A 14,951-nucleotide genomic window follows, 5' to 3' on the forward strand; every position below is an offset into this window, starting at 1 on the left:
GTCAACTCGTCTTCATGGCGGCGAAGTCGACGACGTCCTGCGGTGTCATCCCGGGCTCGATGACCCCGGCGTTCTGGAGGCTGGTGAGGGCGCGTTGCATCCGGTCCTGGGTGATCAGGCCGATGTTCTCCGTGCCCTCGGCGGTCACGGACGGTGTCATCAGCTTGATCTCGGAGGCCGCGGCGGTGGCGTCCGTCTCCGGGTGCTTGGCGTGCAGCAACTTCCCGGCCTCGTCGGGGTGTTGGATCGTGTACTTCAGCCCCTTGAGCAGGGCGGCGCGGAAGCGCTTGACCAGGTCCGGCTGCTTCGCGGCGATGGAGGCCGTGGTGACGGTCGCGTTGCCGTACAGGTCGGGCAGGTAGGTGCTGTAGGGGAACACGACGACATGCTTCGACCTGGCCTGCACGGTGGCCTTCTCGATGGTGGGCCGACCGATCAGGAACGTACTGAGCGCGTCGGCCTTCCCGCTGGCGAGCGCCGGGCCCAACTGGACGGGCTGGACGGCGATCCAGTGGATTCCGGTCGAGTCGATACCGGCGAGCTTGGCGTAGCCGGGGAAGAGCAGCTGGTTCACGGAGTTGGCGGCGGCCGCGATCCGCTTGCCCTTGAGGTCCTTCGGGGTGGTGATGCCCGAGCCCTGCATCGCCATGATGGAGACGAGGGTCCGCTGGTGGATGGCGAGCACGGCGCGGAAGTCGCGGTAGGCCGTGGAGTTCTTGGCGCCCGCGGAAATCATCGCGCCCGTGAAGTCCAGACTCGTGAACTGCGCTTTTCCGGAGGCGAGGGTCTTGAGGTTCTCGCCGGTGGCCTTTCCGAGTTCGATCTGTACGTCGATTCCGGCATCCCGGAAATAGCCCTTCTGCTCGGCCACCCAGGCGAAGGCGTCCCGTCCCGCCGCACCGAACGCGGTGACGTAGGTGACGTGGTCCTTGGCCGAACTTGTGCTCTTCGGGGACGAGTTGGAGTCACAGGCCGCGGCGGCCAGTAGCGTGAGCGTCGCGCAGAACACCGCGGTCGTACGGTACGAGCGGATCATGCGACCTCCCCGGAGGGGGAATGGGTGGGGGGACGGCGGCACTTGGTGGGGCGTTATCGCCGGGGTCGCGATCCGAGAAAGCGTACGCGCGCATGTCACAATCCAGCAGAGCGATTTTCGGTACTCCGCGCACGGCGGCCGACGGGAGTCGACGCGTGATCCAACTACGGGGCGTGTCCAAGGAGTTCGCGCATCGACGGGGTTCCGTCGAAGCGCTTCACGGCATCGATCTGGAGGCGGACGACGGTGAGTTCGTGGCGGTCGTCGGGCGTTCCGGTTGCGGGAAGTCGACGCTGCTGCGGCTGATCGCCGGGCTCGTACCGCCGACGCGGGGCGAGGTGCTGATGGGTGGCCGTGCCGTCACCGGGCCGCGCCGCGACTGCGCCGTCCTCTTCCAGCGCCCGGCGCTGCTGCCGTGGCGGTCGGTGCTGGACAATGTGCTGCTGCCTGCGGAGATCTCCGGCGAGCGGAGCGACGGCGCACGGAAACTGGCGCTGCGACTGATCGAGACGATGGGCCTGGACGGCTTCCAGCGCCGCCTGCCGCACGAGCTGTCCGGCGGGATGCAGCAGCGGGTGGCGCTGTGCCGGTCGCTCATGCAGCGGCCCCGGGTACTGCTGATGGACGAGCCGTTCTCCGCGCTCGACGCGCTCACCCGGGACGAGTTGTGCGCCGAGTTGCAGCGGACGCACCGCGAGCATCCGTCCACCGTCGTCCTCGTCACCCACTCCGTGGACGAGGCGGTCATGCTCGCCGATCGGGTGGTCGTCCTCACTCCCCGGCCCGGCCGGATCCGTACGGTCCTCGACATCACGCTGCCCCGGCCGCGCACCCGCGCCGAGGCCGGCCAGGCGGAGCAACTGGCCCGCCGGGCGGCCGAGTTGCACGCGCTGCTGCTCGACAGCGAGAGCTGATCCCGGCCACCCCGTCCGGTCTGGCCGTCACTCCCCCGCGAAGGCCTTCTCCAGCGCGGCGAGGTCGAACTTGCCCATCGCCATGAAGGACTCGGTGGCGCGGGCGACCTTCGCCGGGTCCGGGTCGGTGATCATCTCGATGAGCCGGGTGGGGACGACCTGCCAGGACACGCCGAACCTGTCCTTGAGCCAGCCGCACGGGCCGGGCTCGCCGCCGTCGGTGAGCTTGGTCCAGTAGTAGTCGATGTCCTCCTGGTTCTCGCACGGGATCTGGAAGGAGACCGCCTCGGTGAACTTGAACTCCGGGCCGCCGTTCAGCCCGACGAACTTCTGGCCGAAGGCCGTGAACTCCACGGTGAGCACCGAGCCCGCCGGCTGCGGGGCGCCCTCGCCGTAGTGGCTGACGCGGCCGATGCTGGAGTTCTTGAAGATCGACACGTAGTGGTGGGCGGCTTCCTCGGCCTGGCCGTCGAACCAGAGGCACGTGGTGAATCCGTCGGCGGGTGCGTCGGTGGTCATGAGCTCCTCCATGGGCTCCGGGGGCATCGAACACGGTCATCTGTATCGACTGGGGCGAGCCGCGAAACTCATCGGTCGGGGCCGAACAATCTCCCGTGCGGTCTCGCGCCCCAAAGGGGCGCGGGGCTGTATCGATATGCAGCTCCGCTGCGGGGCGCGACCAGCCCCCACCCGCCCTCAGTTTCATCCACCCGCCCCCAGCAGAGCACTTACGCTCCGTTTCTATGACGTCCTCCCAGCCAGACCGCGTCCACCCCTTCCGCATCGACATCCCCCAGTCCGACCTGGACGACCTCCACACCCGCCTCGACCGCACCCGCTGGCCCGACGAGCTCCCCGGCACCGGCTGGGCGTACGGCGTGCCGGCCGGGTATCTGCGGGAGCTGGTCCGGTACTGGCGGCACACGTACGACTGGCGTGCGGCCGAGGCGGAGCTGAACGCGTGGCCGCAGTTCACGACCACCATCGACGGGTCGAACGTCCACTTCGCGCACATCCGCTCCCCGGAGCCGGACGCCACCCCGCTGATCCTCACGCACGGCTGGCCGGGCTCGATCGTCGAATTCGTGGACATCGTGGGCCTGTTGACCGACCCGGCGGCCCACGGCGGCGACCCCGCCGACGCCTTCCACGTGGTCGTACCCAGCATCCCCGGCTTCGGACTGTCCGGACCGCCGGCCGACACCGGCTGGGAGGCGGGCCGGATCGCGGACGCCTGGGCCGAGTTGATGCACCGGCTCGGCTACGAGCGGTTCGGCGCGCAGGGCGGCGACTGGGGCTCGGCGATCACCCGCGAGCTGGGCCGCGCCCACCCCGACCGTGTCATCGGCGTCCATCTCAACCTGTTGCCGGGTGCGCAGGCACAGACCGAGCCCACCGCCGAGGAACTGGCCCAACTCGCCCCCGAGGAGCGGGCGGACGCTCTGGAGTCCTGGCGCCGCTGGTCCGCCTGGTCGCGCGAGGGCACCGGGTACGCCGTCCTCCACGCGACCCGCCCGCAGACCCTGGCGTACGGCCTCACGGACTCGCCGGTCGGCCAACTCGCCTGGATCGTCGAGAAGTTCAGGGAGTGGACGGACTCGGAGGAGCTGCCCGAGGAGGCCGTGGACCGGGACCGGCTGCTCACCAACGTGATGCTGTACTGGCTGACGGGGACCGCCGGTTCGGCCGCCCGCATCTACTACGAGCGGGCCCACGCCACCGGCGCCCGGGCCGCCGCGCCCACCCTCCCCTCGACCACCCCCACCGCGCTCGCCGTCTTCCCGGCCGAGATCCAGATCCCGCTCCGCCACAAGGCCGAGCGCACCGAGAACATCGTCCGCTGGACCAAGCTCGACCGGGGCGGCCACTTCGCCGCGATGGAGGAACCGGACCTGCTGGCAGCGGACGTACGGGCCTTCTTCCGGCAGCTGCGGGAGAAGGGCGTCGGCTGACCCGTCTGCTCATGGCGAATCTGCTGAGGGCCAAGAAATCCCCAGGCCGGGGCGTTGTCGGCCGACAGTGGAGACAGGTCACGACACCTTCGACATCCTCGACAAGGAGTGCCCATGTCTCCACTCACGGCCGGTTTCGCACCGGCCCTCATGCCACGCGCAGAGGAGGGCGACACCCCGTCCTCCCGCTTCGACGACCACCTCGCCGCCCAGCTGCTCGGCCAGCGGATCGTGTTCCTCGGCACACAGGTCGACGAGGTCTCCGCGAACCGGGTCTGCGCCCAGTTGCTGCTCCTGTCCGCGGAGGACCCGCGCACGGACATCAGCCTGTACATCAACAGCCCGGGCGGCTCGGTGACGGCGGGCCTCGCCATCTACGACACGATGCAGCTGATCCCGAACGACGTCTCGACGCTGACCATGGGCTTCGCGGCGAGCATGGGCCAGTTCCTGCTCAGCGTCGGCACCCACGGCAAGCGCTACGCGGTCCCCCACGCCCGGGTCATGATGCACCAGCCGTCGGCGGGCATCGGCGGCACCACCGCCGACATCGAGATCCAGGCGGAGAACCTGGACCACACGAAGAAGACCATCGAGCGCCTCACCGCACAGCACACCGGCCAGAGCGAGGAGACCATCCGCCGCGACGGCGACCGCGACCGCTGGTTCACGGCGGAACAGGCCAAGGAGTACGGCATGGTGGACCGGGTCGTCGCCTCGCTGGACGACGTGCGCCCGGCCGCCTCGAAGCGACGGATGGGGCTCTGACATGGGGACGTACACGATTCCGAACGTCGTCGAGCGGACCCCGAACGGCGAGCGTTCCTACGACGTGTTCAGTCGGCTGCTGTCCGAGCGGATCATCTTCCTCGGTACCGAGATCGACGACGGCGTCGCCAACGTCGTCATCGCGCAACTCCTCCATCTGGAGTCGTCGTCCCCGGAGAGCGAGATCGCGATCTACATCAACTCGCCCGGCGGATCGTTCACTTCACTGATGGCGATCTACGACACGATGACGTACGTCCAGTCCCCCATCTCGACGTTCTGCGTCGGCCAGGCCGCGTCGACGGCGGCCGTACTGCTGGCCGGCGGGGACCCCGGACGGCGGTCCGTCCTGGAGCACGCGCGGGTGCTGCTCGGCCAGCCGGCGAGCGGCGGGCAGCGCGGCATGGTCTCCGATCTCGCCCTCCAGGCGAAGGAGATGGTGCGGATCCGCTCCCAGGTGGAGGAGGTGCTGTCCCGGCACACCCACCACGACATCGCCACGCTGCGCGCCGACATGGACCGCGACAAGGTCTTCACCGCGCAGGAGGCCGTGGCGTACGGCCTCGCCGACGAGGTGGTCGGCCGACGCCTCGGCCCGCTCTGAGCGGCGCCGTCAGGCGGCGACCAGGCTGAGCTGTCCGTTGTACGGCGAAGTGACCCTGCCCTGACGCCTGTTGCGATGCCGGCCGAGTTCGTCCCCGGCCAGCGACAGCAGGTCGCCGAGGTCGAGACCGAGGGCGTGGGCGGCGGCCGCGATGACCTCCGAGGAGGCCTCCTTGCGGCCCCGCTCCACCTCCGAGAGATACGGCATGGAGATCCGGGCGGCGTCGGCCACGTCCTTCAACGTGCGCTCCTGAGCGAGGCGTTCGCGCCGCAGGACGTCACCGACCAGGTCGCGCCACAGGGGCTCCTTGGGCCCGGGCACCTGCGGCTCCGCCCGGCGAGGGGCCGGTTCGTGCGGGCGCAGCGGAATCACGCGGGCTTGGTTCGGCGCTTGGTTGCTCACCCCCTCAGACTAAAAGCCTTGGACGTGAGGGCAAGAGATCAGCATTCTGCCCTGGGGGGAATCGCCGAGACGAAAGGGTGCCGGAACGGTGCTGCGCGACACGTTCGACACGGTGGCCGAGCGCTACGACCGGGCCCGCCCCCGGTATCCGCGCCCCCTGGTCGACGAACTGGCCCGAACATCAGACCTCGGACCGGACAGCCGGGTCCTTGAGATCGCCCCCGGCACCGGCCAACTCACCGTCCCGCTCGCCGAGTTCGGCTGCCGGCTGACCGCCGTGGAGCTGGGACCGTCGATGGCAGCGGTGGCCCGGTGCAATCTGAGCGCGTTCCCGCGGGCGGACGTACAGGTCGCGGACTTCGAGCTGTGGGAGCCGCCGGCCGAGCCGTTCGACCTCGCGGTGATCGCGACGGCGTACCACTGGCTCGATCCCGGGACGCGGGTGGCTAGGGCGGCACGCGTGCTGCGTCCCGGCGGGACGTTCGCGGTCGTCACCACGCACCATGTGGCGGGCGGCACCCAGGAGTTCTTCGACCGGATGCAGCGCTGCTACGAACGCTGGGACCCGGCCGCCCCGCCCGGCTTCCGGAGTCCCACCGAGGACGAAACGGCAACGGACACACGGGAGTTCGTGCACTCCGCGCACTTCGAGGACGTCACGGTGTGGCGCGGCGCGCAGGAGATCACGTACACGACCGACGAGTACCTCGACGTCGTGCTCACGTACTCGAACCATCTCGCGATGGCCGAGCCCTCACGCCAGGGACTGCTGGCCTGTCTGCGGGAGCTGCTGGAGACGCGGCACGGCGGCCGGGTCACCAAGCGGTACTTCCACGAGCTGATCACGGCCACCCGGAACAGTGCGTGATCTCCTAGCGGTCCTCTCCGCCCAGGTGCACCACGGCGCGCACCCGCTTGCCGACCGGCACCCGTTCCACGCTCACCTGGGCGGCCAGGGCGTGCACTATCTCCAGGCCGTGGCGGCCGATGCGCTCGGGGTCACGGGCGAAGAGCCTGGGCAGGGCGACGCTGCTGTCGCACACGGACACCGTCACCGAGGTGTCCGTGCCCTCCAGTTCCAGGATGTACGGCCCGTTGCTGTGCCGGTCCGCGTTGGTGACCAACTCGCTGACCACCAGGAGCAGTTCACCGTCGGACTGGTCGTCGATCGTGGCGCACCACTCGGTTCTGAGCTGTTCGAGGAACTGGTGGGTGAAGTGCCGGGCATCGGAGATGCAGCCCGGTTCGCCGGTGTAGTGCGCCGCCCGCCGCAGCGGTTCCACGGGCACGTCGAAACGAGTCGGTATCACTACCCCGTCCCGGTGGTCGATCATGCGTGTCTCTCTCGGAAGGCGGCACTGCCGGTCGCTGTCGCATCAGTGCTCGTACCCAGCACCACGCCCGGCACTCCCCCCGATCAGAGTGACGGTGAAATCGACCCCGACGAAACCGGCGCGCTGACGGTGGACGCCGACGTCGTGGTCGTGTCCGAGGCGAGCGATGCGGGTGGGGACGACGAGGCCGAGGAGGCGGAGGAGGCTGCCGACGACTCCGTGGACGGCGGCTCGGAGGACGGGGACTTCGGGCTCGACGGGGACTCCGAACTCGGCGACGAGGAGGACGGCGCGCTCGACGTCGGCGGGCACGGGCTGGTGGACGTGCCGGGCGTGCCCGGCGTACCGGGGGCCGTGGAGGCGCACGGCGACGGGGAGTCGGAGGACGGTGAGGTCGGCGGGGACACGGTCACCGAGGGGCTGGCGGGGTTCACCGGCGCCGGGGTCTTGTGGTCGTGCTTGCCCGTGTCGCCGTGGTGGCGGCCGAACCAGTGGCCGTTGTGGGGGTCGTAGATCACGAAGATGTTGATGATCTGGGGTGCGGGGGTGACCACGACGACGTTCTGCGGCCGGTACGACGACCAGGTGTCGCCGGTCCGCTTCGGGGTGGACTGCTGGGCGACGGGCGGCGACAGGGGGTTGCCGCAGGCGCAGCGGACGCGGGGCACGCCGTGGTTGTCGACGAGGACGGCGGTGCCTGCCTGGAGGACGGCCTGGTAGCTGGTGGCGGCGCCGTCGCGGTAGCCGTGGTTGGTGACGCGGGTGTCCATGCGCAGCTGTACGGGGGTGAGTGAGCGCAGATACGCGGGAACTCCGGCGGGCTGGACGCCGACGACGGACGCGAACGCCTGCTTCTTCGACGGGGCCGCGTTCAGGGCCTTGATCTGCTTCTCCACGTCACAGCTGGCGACGTTCTGGGTGCCGCCGTAGAGGCCGGGGGCGCCGCCGTCGACGCCGCGTACCGCGTTCGCCGGTTCCGAGGCGCTGGGTGAGGCGGAGACGGGCGGCGCGGAGTTCTCGGTGGCGCTGGACTCGGTGAACGGGTCGGGGCCGGTCTTGGCCGCGGACTGGAGGAAGACCTCGCCCTTGCTCGCGGTGTTGCTCGAACCGCCGTCGGACCGGGTGAAGACGAGGCCCAGCACAACGGCGGCCACCACGACGGCCGTGAGGATCGCGACGCGCGGCACCGACTTCCACCAGGGCCGGTGCGGCTCCGGCGCCCCGGCACCGCCGCCGCCCGAGGGCTGCGAGGGCGGGCCCGAAGGCGGCTGGGAGGGTCCCGACAGCGGGCCGGAGGGCGGTCCGGTGGGGCGGCCTGAAGACGGAGGTTCGACGCTCACGAGCTCTTCTTCCCGACGCGGGTGACAGCGGCACTCGTACCGATTCATGCCGCTTTATCCACAACGAACCCATTGTGTGCTCGGGTCATGGTCCGCCCGCAAGCCGACGCGGACGGCCCTCCCGGCGGGCGCGGTCCCCGACCGCTGCTTAGCGTGGCCGTGTGACCCTCAGAACCCCCTCTGACCAGGCAGTAGCACGCCACGGCTGGCTCCAGGCGCTCGGCACGGTGCTGGCCGGACTGCTCGGCATGGGCCTGGTGTCCGCGCTGGGCCTGTGGGCGGCGGGCGCGACGGACCTCCCGGACGGCGCGTTCCCCCGGGTCGTCACGGCCACGGTGGTGACGGCCGTGGGCGGCACCGTGAAACTCTCCGGGAACGCGGGTTCCCTGGCCGACACCAAGGCAGGCCTGACCGTCATCCCCCTCTCGGTCACCCTGACCGGCGCCCTGGTGACCGCGGCGGGTTTCCTACGGCCCCTGCGGCACCGAGCGGTCGCCTCGGGCGCGGAACTGGCCGGCTGGGCCGCCCGTATCGCCGTCCTGTGGCTGCTCGCCCTGATCGGACTGGCCTTCGGCGCACGCCAGAAGTTCTCGATCTCCCTGGGCACCGGAACCCTGGGCGACATCGGCGACCTGATCGGCGCCTCGCCCGAGGTCGGCTTCGAGGCGGACGTACCGCAGACAGCGCTGTTCGGACTGCTGTGGCTGGCAGGGGTATTGGTGCTGGCCCTCCTGGTCTCCCCCGGCGCGCCCCTCCCCGCCCGCCTCCTCCGCTTCCACGCGTCGGTACGCCCGTCCGCGTACGCCGTGGTGACCCTCCTCCTGGCCTACGTCGCGCTCGGTGTCGTCCTGGCCCTGGCCGCGGCGGCGACCCGCGGCAACTCCACCCAGACCTTCGCCCTGATCCTGCTCGGCATGCCCAACCTGGCCTGGCTGGCCCTCACGATCGGCCTGGGCGCCACCTGGAACGGCCGGGTCGAGGGCCCGTTCGGCCTGCCCGTCCCGCGCATCCTGAGCGAGGTCCTGCGCACCCCGGACGTCTCCACCCTGAACCTGCGCTCGCTCGCCGCCCAGGACAACGGCGTGTGGTGGCTCCTGGCGGCCAACGCAGTCTTCCTCCTGTCCGCAGCATTCCTGATGGCCGCCCGCTCCCCGGCCCACGTCCGCGCCTGGCAGCACGCCGTCCACCTGGCGATCGCCTTCGCCCTCGCCGTCCTCATGATCTGCCTCGTCGGCCGCGTCTCCGCCCACTACGGCCTCTCCCTGCTCGGCATCGGCGACGTCGGCGGCGGCCTGTCCGGAGACCTGTTCCTGAAGCCCGAACTGTGGTCGGCAGTGGGGCTGGCAGCGCTGTGGGGCCTGATCGCGGGCTTCCTGGGGGCGCTGCTGGCGAGACCGGTGCACCGGCGGGGCGAGGTCGAAATTCCCGCACAGTCGCAACGCCCGGCGTGAAAGTGTGCGCGACATGCCACTGACTCTCGAAGACCGCCTGACCATCACGGAGTTGATCGCACTGCACGGCCACCTGGTCGACGAGGGCGAACTCGACCGCGCCGCCGAGGTGTTCACCCCGGACGTCGAGTACGACCTCACCGACTTCGGCCAGGGCACACTCACGGACCTCACTCAACTCACGGACGCGTCCCTGGCGTTGGGCGCCGGGAATCCGGTCGCCCATCACGTCACCAACGTAGTGGTGGAGGAGCTGGCGGACGGCCAGGTCCGGGTGCGGTCGAAAGGGCTGGGCATCAGGACGGACGGCTCGTGCGGATCGGTGACGTACGTGGACACGGTGGTGCGGGTGGGGGCGGGTTGGCGGATCGCGCGGCGCAAGATCACGGCACGACGCGTACCCCTCAACGGTCTGACGCCGGGCACTGCAGCGCCCCTTTAGGGGCGCGGGGCTGTATCGATTTGCGGCTCCGCCGCGTGGGCGCGACCAGCCCCAACGCGCCTGCAGACGAATCACTTCAGTCACGCCGCCTAAAGACCGGCTCGGCCCACCGGGGCGGCGCAGGCGGCCCCTCATCCCGCCCCCGAGCCACCGCCACCCGCCGGTCCACCTCGGTAGCCGCATGCCCGACCTCACCCCCGCGCAACTCCGTCACAAACGCCAGACAAGACTCGTACCGATCATCAGGACTCTTCGCCAACGCCTTCGCGAAAACCCCGTCCACATGCCCCGGCAGATCACCCCGAGCCTCACTGACCGCCGGCGGCAAGTCGTACTGGTGGGCCCAGAGGAGCGCCATGTCATCGTCCCGCCGAAACGGCGGCCGCCCCGCCAGACTCTCGTAGACGACGCACGCGAGCCCGTACACATCGCACCGCCCGTCGACCGGCCGCCCGGAGATCTGCTCGGGCGCCACGTAGTCGAGCGTGCCGACGAACTGCCCCACGGTCGTGAACCCGGTCAGGGAAAGGGACTTCTTCGTCAGGCCGAAGTCGGTCAAGTACACGTGCTCCGGGTGGTCGCTGTCCGTGCCGCGGGCCACGAGGATGTTGCCCGGCTTCACGTCCCGGTGGACGAGCCCGTGTTCGTGGGCCGCGTCCAGCGCGGACGCGACCTGCGTGGCGATGCGCACGGCCGTAGGGAGCGCCAACGGGCCTTCCCGGTCGAGGAGATGGCGCAGGTCGCTGCCGGAGACGTAGCGCATCGCGATGTACAGCACGCCGTCCGTCTCGCCCGCCTCGAAGACCGGCACGATGTGCGGGTGGTCGATCGCGGCGGCGACCCGGGACTCGTGGGTGAAACGTTTGCGGAAGGTGTCGTTGCGGGCGAGTTCGGGGGCGAGGAGCTTGAGGGCGACCGTGCGGTCGAGGCGGAGGTCGTGGGCGCGGTAGACGACAGCCATGCCGCCGCGGCCGATCTCGTCCTCGATGCGGTACCCGGCGATCTGCTGCCCGATCAGCTCGGAAGGGCGGCCGGAGAAGAGGCTCGCGTCACGGGCCATCGGGGCTCACGACCTGGGTGGGGGCGTGACCGGCGTCGGCCGGTTCGGCGCGGGGTCCGTCGTCCGAGGCGTAGGTGCTGAGCCGGGTGCCGTCGCCGTACACCCAGCGCTCGTGGTCGGCGTCGTAGAGCCAGACGGATTCGCCGTCGACGACCACGCCGATCCGCAGGCCCTTGGTGCGGGCCTCGAAGGACGCGCCGTCCAGGCCGCCGCCCACGAGGTCCTCCACCGCGCTGCGGTAGCGGGTGAGGGCCTGTTCGGCGCGGGCGAGCAGTGGGCGTGGGTCGGCGGTGCGGGTGAGGGGGCCACCTGCGGCCGGCGGGTCCTGGGAGACCGAGATGAGGTGGCGGCCGTCGACCCACGCGGACCAGCCGTTGGAGCACAGGGCGTGCGCCCAGTCGCCGCGTCGCTCCAGCAACTGGACCGGGAGCAGCGCGTCGAGCGGCACGGTGGGGCGGGCGGGGTCCGGGGCCCCCCAGGCGGGCATCCCGTGCTCGGGGACGACATGCGTGGGCCGGAAGCCAGGGGTCGTCATGATGGCGCCCCTACTTCCGCATCACGGCGGGTTCGTGCCGCCGTAGCAGCCGGGACACCAGGAGGCCGAAGAGCAACGACAGCACGACCAGCATGCCCATGTTGAGCAGCCACACCCCGGCCGAGTGCCGGAACATCGGATCGCCCGTCAGCTCGCCCGGCACGATGCGGGCCAGCCCGATGGTGCCGGCCATCCCGCCGAGCGCCCACCGGGAGGGAACGAGCCAGGAGAGCTGTTCCAGGCCGGGAACGCCGTGCAGCTTCAACAGGGCGCCACAGAACACCACTTGGACGATGGCGAGCAGCACGAGCAGCGGCATCGTCACCTCCTCCTTGCGTACCGTCGCGGAGACCAGCAGCCCGAGCATCATCGCCGTGAACGCCAACAGGGCGACGGCTACGGTGATTTCGATCAGGGGTGGCATCAAGACCCCTTTGCCGCGTGGCGCGTTGAGGTCGACACCGAAGAGACCGACCAGCGTGAGCACCACGGCCTGCGCCACGGTGATCGCGCCCAGGACGACGACCTTGGAGAGCAGATAGGCCGATCTGGACAGGCCGACGGCTCGCTCGCGCCGGTAGATCGCGCGTTCCTTGACGAGTTCGCGCACGGCGTTGGCCGCGCCGGTGAGCACGCCGCCGACGCACAGGATGAGCAGCGCGTTCATCGCCGTCTCCTGGGTCAGCTCGCTCCCGGCGAGTGCGCGGGCCATCGCGCCCATGACGAACGGCAGCGCGATCATGATGACGAGGAAGGTCCGGTCGGCGGCGAGGGCCGCGGTGTAACGGCGGACCAGGGTGCCGAGTTGTGCGCTACGGCTGCGGGGCCGGGGCGGCGGGGCCACGGCGACCGGGGCGGAGCCGAGCAGGTGGGGCTGCGCGGTCGAGTTGCGGATGTACTGGCGCTGGACGGGTGATTCCGCGAACTCCCTTGCCCAGTCCCGGTCTTGATCCCGTTCGAAGGCTTCGAAGGCCTCCGGCCAGTGCGCGAAGCCGAAGAAGGCGAGGGCGTCGTCGGGCGGCCCGTAGTAGGCGACCTTGCCGCCGGGCGCGAGCACCAGGAGCCGGTCGCACACGTCGAGGCTGAGGACGCTGTGGGTGACGACGATGACGGTACGGCCGTCGTCGGCGAGGCCGCGCAGCATGTGCATCACCGAGCGGTCCATGCCCGGGTCGAGTCCGGAGGTCGGCTCGTCGAGGAAGAGCAGCGATGGCTTGGTCAGCAGCTCCAGGGCCACACTGACGCGTTTGCGCTGGCCGCCGGAGAGACTGTGCACGGGCTGCGCGGCCCGCTGTTCGAGGCCGAGTTCACGGATGACCTCGTCGACCCTGGCCCGCCGTTCGGCCTTGGCGGTGTCCTGGGGGAAGCGGAGTTCGGCCGCGTAGGACAGGGCGCTGTGCACGGTCAGTTGGGCGTGCAGGATGTCGTCCTGCGGGACCAGGCCGATGCGCTGGCGCAGTTCGGCGTAGTCGCGGTAGAGGTCGCGGCCGTCGTAGAGGACGGTGCCGCGGTCGGCGGGGCGCTGGCCGGTGAGCGCGTTGAGCAGGGTGGACTTGCCGGCGCCGCTCGGTCCGACGACGGCTAGCAGACATTTCTCGCCGACAGGGAAGGACACCTGGTCGAGAAGGACCTTGCGGCCGCGGTCGACAGCGACCGTGAGGTCCTGTACGTCGAGGGAGACCTCCCCGGTGTCGACGTACTCCTGCAACTGGTCGCCGACGAGACAGAACGCGGAGTGCCCGATGCCGACGATGTCCCCCGGCCCGATCGGGGCGCGGGCGACGGGCTGGCCGTTGAGGTAGGTGCCGTTGTGGCTGCCGAGGTCGACGATCTCGTACGTCCCGTCGGGCATGGCCCGCAGTTCGGCGTGGCGGCGGGAGACGATCAGGTCGTCGACGACGAGGTCGTTGTCACCGGCCCGGCCGATGCGGACGGTGCGGCTGGGCAGCGGCCGTACGGTGGTCGGTTGCCGGAAGGTGCCGGTGAGGGCGGGCATGGAGACGGCCGAGGGGCGTTCCGGGGCCGGGGCGGGCCGGTCGGCCAGGACCAGGCACGGGCCGTCGGCCGGATTGCCGAAGCGGATCACGCTGCCGGGGCCGACACCCCAGGCGTGGACGCGGCGGCCGTCGGCGTAGGTTCCGTTCGTGCTGTGCTCGTCCTCCAGCGTCCAGTGGCCGGCGTCGGGGCGCAGGACCGCGTGGTGCCAGGAGACGCGGGCGTCGTCGATGACGATGTCGCTGAGGGGGTCGCGGCCGACGTGGTAGTCGCGGCCCGGGGTCATGACCGTGGAGCCCGATTCCGTCTCCAGGAGGAGTTCGGGCGCAGTCGGCACGTTCGGCCGCTCTGACATGACCCGAATTCTACCGATTCGTTCACCTGTGCGCCCGGTCAGCGGTCAGGGGTGCGCGATGGCCGACACGTGTCAGGCGACGGGGACGACCAGTGCCGGAACGGTCCGCTGCATCCGGAGGGCGTCGACCGACTCGGCGAGCAGCTCGTACTCGGTGGTCTCGTCGTTGATGGCGATCTGCACCAGCCGCCCGGCCGCCAACTCGTAGGCGACCTGCTCCTGTTGACCGACATCACGGGACCAGGTGCGTAACGCCCGGGGCACGTCGGGGGCCGTGTCGGAGACCGGTACCAGGGCACCCCTGGGGAAGCGCGGGTTCTCCGGTTGCGGGTCGAGCCGGTCGGCCATCCACACCGCGCGGTCCCGTAACCACCACAAGGCGAGTGCCAGGGTCGGCGCACGGTAGGTTCCCAGAGGCACCCCGACGCGCTGTCCGCCGCAGGTACCGTACGCGGTGACATGGCACAGGAATTCGTCGTGCACGATCACTCCCCCGTCGCGTGTCGATTGCCGGTCGGGCCTCGCTTTCCATGCGGCTCTGCTGGCGGCTCGGGTGGCTCAGTAGCTGCGCACGATGGCGGATTTGCCTCGTGAAGCTATGCCCTAGCATTCGGGAAGTTATGCCCTAGCAGACGAGTATGTTCACTCCTGAAACACTGTCACCACGACTTTTTAGCCACTCTCTTGGCATATTCACAGCCTCCGTTGGCCGAAAAACATCGGAGCCCGTTGTGCGGTGTTCTCCCGCCGTCATTACCCGAGG

The 14,951-nt window shown here is 70.3% G+C and carries 16 protein-coding genes; 7 read left to right on the forward strand and 9 right to left on the reverse strand.

From position 1 onward, the window contains the following. Position 1 precedes the first annotated feature (1 nt). The gene (locus OG588_RS02995; RefSeq protein ID WP_405945893.1) at positions 2–1,036 is read right to left on the reverse strand and encodes an ABC transporter substrate-binding protein; all 1,035 of its coding nucleotides are present in this window, start codon (positions 1,034–1,036) and stop codon (positions 2–4) included. A 155-nt stretch (positions 1,037–1,191) separates the two neighbouring features. Here OG588_RS02995 and OG588_RS03000 point away from each other — a divergent pair, with 155 nt between their 5' ends. Beyond that, positions 1,192–1,950: an ABC transporter ATP-binding protein gene (locus OG588_RS03000; protein WP_405945894.1), complete on the forward strand. Its 759-nt coding sequence runs from the start codon at positions 1,192–1,194 to the stop codon at positions 1,948–1,950. Positions 1,951–1,977: 27 nt separating this feature from the next. On the opposite strand, the gene OG588_RS03005 is transcribed toward OG588_RS03000, so the two are convergent. Next, positions 1,978–2,481 carry a VOC family protein gene (locus OG588_RS03005; protein ID WP_405945895.1) on the reverse strand — a complete coding sequence of 168 codons (504 nt, stop codon included), beginning with the start codon at positions 2,479–2,481 and terminating at the stop codon, positions 1,978–1,980. A gap of 212 nt (positions 2,482–2,693) precedes the next feature. Between OG588_RS03005 and OG588_RS03010 the strand changes: the two genes are divergently transcribed. The 3 genes from OG588_RS03010 (at position 2,694) to OG588_RS03020 (ending at position 5,274) form a co-directional block, all read left to right on the forward strand. After that, positions 2,694–3,902 carry an epoxide hydrolase family protein gene (locus OG588_RS03010; RefSeq protein WP_405945896.1) on the forward strand — a complete coding sequence of 403 codons (1,209 nt, stop codon included), beginning with the start codon at positions 2,694–2,696 and terminating at the stop codon, positions 3,900–3,902. A 114-nt stretch (positions 3,903–4,016) separates the two neighbouring features. Then, complete coding sequence (locus OG588_RS03015) at positions 4,017–4,670, forward strand: ClpP family protease (protein ID WP_405945897.1); 654 nt, start codon at positions 4,017–4,019, stop codon at positions 4,668–4,670. Between the two features lies 1 nt (position 4,671). After that, a complete protein-coding gene (locus OG588_RS03020; RefSeq protein WP_398843977.1) occupies positions 4,672–5,274 on the forward strand; it encodes a ClpP family protease in 603 nt (200 codons plus the stop codon). Positions 5,275–5,283: 9 nt separating this feature from the next. Here OG588_RS03020 and OG588_RS03025 read toward each other — a convergent pair whose 3' ends face one another. After that, complete coding sequence (locus OG588_RS03025; protein WP_405945898.1) at positions 5,284–5,676, reverse strand: helix-turn-helix domain-containing protein; 393 nt, start codon at positions 5,674–5,676, stop codon at positions 5,284–5,286. Between the two features lie 88 nt (positions 5,677–5,764). Here OG588_RS03025 and OG588_RS03030 point away from each other — a divergent pair, with 88 nt between their 5' ends. Then, the gene (locus tag OG588_RS03030) at positions 5,765–6,544 is read left to right on the forward strand and encodes a class I SAM-dependent methyltransferase (RefSeq protein ID WP_405945899.1); all 780 of its coding nucleotides are present in this window, start codon (positions 5,765–5,767) and stop codon (positions 6,542–6,544) included. Positions 6,545–6,548: 4 nt separating this feature from the next. On the opposite strand, the gene OG588_RS03035 is transcribed toward OG588_RS03030, so the two are convergent. Beyond that, the gene (locus tag OG588_RS03035) at positions 6,549–7,010 is read right to left on the reverse strand and encodes an ATP-binding protein (protein WP_366094671.1); all 462 of its coding nucleotides are present in this window, start codon (positions 7,008–7,010) and stop codon (positions 6,549–6,551) included. 83 nt (positions 7,011–7,093) lie between these two features. Further along, on the reverse strand, positions 7,094–8,350 hold the full coding sequence (locus tag OG588_RS03040; RefSeq protein WP_405945900.1) for a DUF6777 domain-containing protein: 1,257 nt from the start codon (positions 8,348–8,350) through the stop codon (positions 7,094–7,096). A gap of 161 nt (positions 8,351–8,511) precedes the next feature. Here OG588_RS03040 and OG588_RS03045 point away from each other — a divergent pair, with 161 nt between their 5' ends. Both OG588_RS03045 and OG588_RS03050 read left to right on the forward strand, forming a co-directional pair. Next, positions 8,512–9,801 carry a streptophobe family protein gene (locus OG588_RS03045; protein WP_405945901.1) on the forward strand — a complete coding sequence of 430 codons (1,290 nt, stop codon included), beginning with the start codon at positions 8,512–8,514 and terminating at the stop codon, positions 9,799–9,801. Positions 9,802–9,814: 13 nt separating this feature from the next. After that, complete coding sequence (locus OG588_RS03050; RefSeq protein ID WP_405945902.1) at positions 9,815–10,243, forward strand: nuclear transport factor 2 family protein; 429 nt, start codon at positions 9,815–9,817, stop codon at positions 10,241–10,243. Positions 10,244–10,319: 76 nt separating this feature from the next. Here OG588_RS03050 and OG588_RS03055 read toward each other — a convergent pair whose 3' ends face one another. From OG588_RS03055 to OG588_RS03070, 4 genes are all read right to left on the reverse strand, one after another. Then, positions 10,320–11,303 (reverse strand): serine/threonine-protein kinase, encoded by a 984-nt coding sequence (locus OG588_RS03055; protein WP_405945903.1) that lies wholly within the window; start codon positions 11,301–11,303, stop codon positions 10,320–10,322. Continuing rightward, positions 11,293–11,838, reverse strand: coding sequence for a hypothetical protein (locus OG588_RS03060; RefSeq protein WP_405945904.1), 546 nt, complete (start codon positions 11,836–11,838; stop codon positions 11,293–11,295). Before OG588_RS03060 ends, OG588_RS03055 begins: the two co-directional genes overlap by 11 nt. A gap of 10 nt (positions 11,839–11,848) precedes the next feature. Continuing rightward, complete coding sequence (locus OG588_RS03065; protein WP_405945905.1) at positions 11,849–14,188, reverse strand: FHA domain-containing protein; 2,340 nt, start codon at positions 14,186–14,188, stop codon at positions 11,849–11,851. Between the two features lie 72 nt (positions 14,189–14,260). Next, positions 14,261–14,671: a hypothetical protein gene (locus OG588_RS03070; protein WP_393039905.1), complete on the reverse strand. Its 411-nt coding sequence runs from the start codon at positions 14,669–14,671 to the stop codon at positions 14,261–14,263. Positions 14,672–14,951: the final 280 nt, after the last annotated feature.

Origin of the sequence: Streptomyces prunicolor (assembly GCF_045162825.1) — a bacterium.
Taxonomy (GTDB): Bacteria; Actinomycetota; Actinomycetes; order Streptomycetales; family Streptomycetaceae; genus Streptomyces; species Streptomyces prunicolor.